Annotated in this window: 2 protein-coding genes; one reads left to right on the top strand and one right to left on the bottom strand. The window is 62.1% G+C overall.

What is annotated here, in order from left to right:
• Positions 1 to 533: discoidin domain-containing protein (locus ACIREA_RS30140; protein WP_397386018.1), on the bottom strand; the 533-nt coding region annotated here is incomplete at its 3' end.
• 211 nt (positions 534 to 744) lie between these two features.
• On the opposite strand from ACIREA_RS30140, the gene ACIREA_RS30135 reads away from it, so the two are divergent.
• A partial coding sequence (locus ACIREA_RS30135) for a DUF1592 domain-containing protein (RefSeq protein WP_397386017.1) occupies positions 745 to 2,712 on the top strand: 1,968 nt, incomplete at its 3' end.

Raw genomic sequence — 2,712 nt, 5'->3', positions numbered from 1 at the left:
TCGGGGCGTGTGCCCTGGCTGCTGCTGGCTCTCACGGCATTGGGGCCGATGGCTTCCAGGCGCGCGCCGAGGTTTTGCTTTCCTTGCAGCAGCATCACTTCGCCCAAGGCGCAGAAGCTGCGTTCGCCTGTGGTGCAGAGACGCGTCGCGGTGATGCGCACCTTTTGCGCCATGCGTCCGCCTGCGGGGATCACCACGGGGAGCAGGCCTGGATTGGGGAAATCGGCGTCGGTGTAGTCGGCGATGATCGTGCGTTCATTGTCCTCGCCCTCATCCAGAAGCTCGACGTAGAAGCGCACAGGGAAACCGTAGCCTTTGCCCACGGCGGCTCCATTGGGAGGCGGTGCGATGAGCACCACGGAGTCAATCTGCTGCGCCTGCCCCAGATTCAGCTCCACCCATTCGGCTTTGTCTTGGGAGGATGAGTACTCGCTGTGCCAGCCCAGACGCTGGGTGAGTTGCACTTCCGGTGCTGCCGGCATGACGCTGAGCTTTTCCTGCAAAGCTGTGCGCTCTGCTGCAAGGGTCCGCATTTCAGGAATCCATGATGTGAGCTCGCCATGGGCCGTCCCGCCCCAGAGCATGAGGAGAACGCCAAAGCATGGATGGAGGAGGTGACGCACCGTGAAGGGAGCCTAGCGAGGAGGGGACCGCCCTGCCACCGCGTTCTGCTGCCGCAGGGTCCCCCGAACATTCGGGGGAGGTGCACAAAGCTCAGGGGGGCACCGTTTGAACTCAAGACCGATGACACGCTTCCTGCTTCCTGCGCTGACCGCTACTGCACTGCTGACCTCCCATGCCGCCATGGGGGCAGAATCGCGTGATCTGATCGGCCTCATGCGCCCTTTCTTTGAGCAGCACTGCAACAGCTGCCACGGCACCAAGAAGCAGAAGGGGGATCTGCGCGTGGACAATCTCAGCGTGGACCTGCAGTCGCCGAAGATCATGGGGCACTGGGAGGAGATCATGAGCCGCATCAACTCGGGCGACATGCCGCCGGAGGATGAAGCCAGGCCGAAGCCGGAGGAGATTTCCAAGGTGGCCGACTGGATCCTGCTGCAACTGCGTGAGGCCGAAACCGTGCGCCAGTCTTCGGCGGGTGAGCGTGTGGCCTTTCGCAAACTGACGCGTGATGAGTATGGCAACACCGTGCGCGATCTACTGGGCGTGAACTTTGATGTCAAAGCACCGAGCGGACTGCCGGAAGATCCGGACTGGAAGGGCTTTGAACGCATCGGCTCCGTGCTGACGCTTTCGCCTGCGCACATTGAAAAATATTTGTCCGCTGCGGATGCGATTCTCGATGAAGCGCTTTCTTTGCGGCCAGAGCCGAAGCGCGAGGTGATCCGCTGGGAAGCCTTCGACATGCGCTGGAAGGGCTTCAAAGAGGAATACCAGGCGCGTGGCATCGCTGACAAGGTGCGCATCGAGATCGTGCCGAGGAACTACACGACGGATTCCTGGAACATCGAGATCAAGACGACGGGCGACTACCTGCTGCGGCTGAAGCTCAGCGGTCTGCGCCCCGCCGGTGGTCGTGCGCCGCGCCTGAAGGTGTACCTGTCGAGCATCAACACCACATTGATCGAGCAGGACATCGATGCGCCGGAAGACAAACCCATCACTGTCGAGGCACGCGTGCATCTGGTGGCGGGAAAATATCCGGTGCGCATCATCAACTCCGTGCCGGGGCCGAACCCCGAAGGCCGGCGCTCGCGCCACAGCGGCACGCCGAACGCCTTTACCAACACCCGCAGCCGCGTGCCGTGGCAGCTCAAGCTCACGGACGATGACTTCAAACCGATCCAGCCGACGCTGATCGTGGACACCGTGGAGTGGGACGGGCCCATCGTGGATTCTTGGCCGACGAAGGCGCACCAGAAGATCTATGTGAGCAAAGATGCGCGGGAAATCCTGACGCAGTTTGCCACACGCGCCTGGCGCAGGCCGGTGCAGGCGAAGGAGATCGAGCGCCTGATGCAACCCGTGAACAAGTCGCTGGAGCTGGGCGATTCGTTTGAGGTGGCGGTGAAGAACGGACTCATCGGTGTGATGTGCGCGAAGAGTTTTCTTTATCTCGAGGAGGGCGATGCCGCGAAGGCTGCGCCGACGCTCAGCGATTACGAACTTGCCTCCCGCCTCTCCTACTTCCTGTGGAGCTCGATGCCGGATGAGCATCTGCTGGAGCTCGCCAAGCAAGGCAAGCTGCACGATGCGAAAACACTGCGTGCCGAAGTGCAGCGCATGCTCGCGGATCCCAAGGCGCAGGAGTTTGCCGACAGTTTCCCGCGCCAGTGGCTGCAACTGCGCAAGGTGGGCATGTTCCCGCCGGACAAGGAGCTGTATCCCGACTACGACGAGAATTTGGAGCAGAGCATGGTGGCGGAGACGCTGGGCTTCTTCAAGGAAGTGCTGAAGCGCAACGGCAGCCTGCGCGAGTTTCTCGACTCCGACTGGTCGATGATCAATGAGCGCCTGGCCATGCACTACGGCATTGAAGGCGTTCGTGGGGATCAATTGCAACGCGTGGTGCTGAAGCCGGAGGATCATCGCGGTGGATTGCTCACGCAGGCTTCCGTGCTCAGCCTCACCTCTGACGGCACACGTCACCGCCCGGTGCATCGCGGCGTGTGGATGCTGGAGTCCATCATCGGCAGGCCACCACCGCCGCCGCCTGCCAACGTGCCTGCGCTGACCACGCCGGATGCGAAG

The organism is Prosthecobacter sp. (assembly GCF_044373815.1).
GTDB lineage: Bacteria > Verrucomicrobiota > Verrucomicrobiia > Verrucomicrobiales > Verrucomicrobiaceae > Prosthecobacter.
This window is presented reverse-complemented; position numbering and strand designations above follow the sequence as displayed.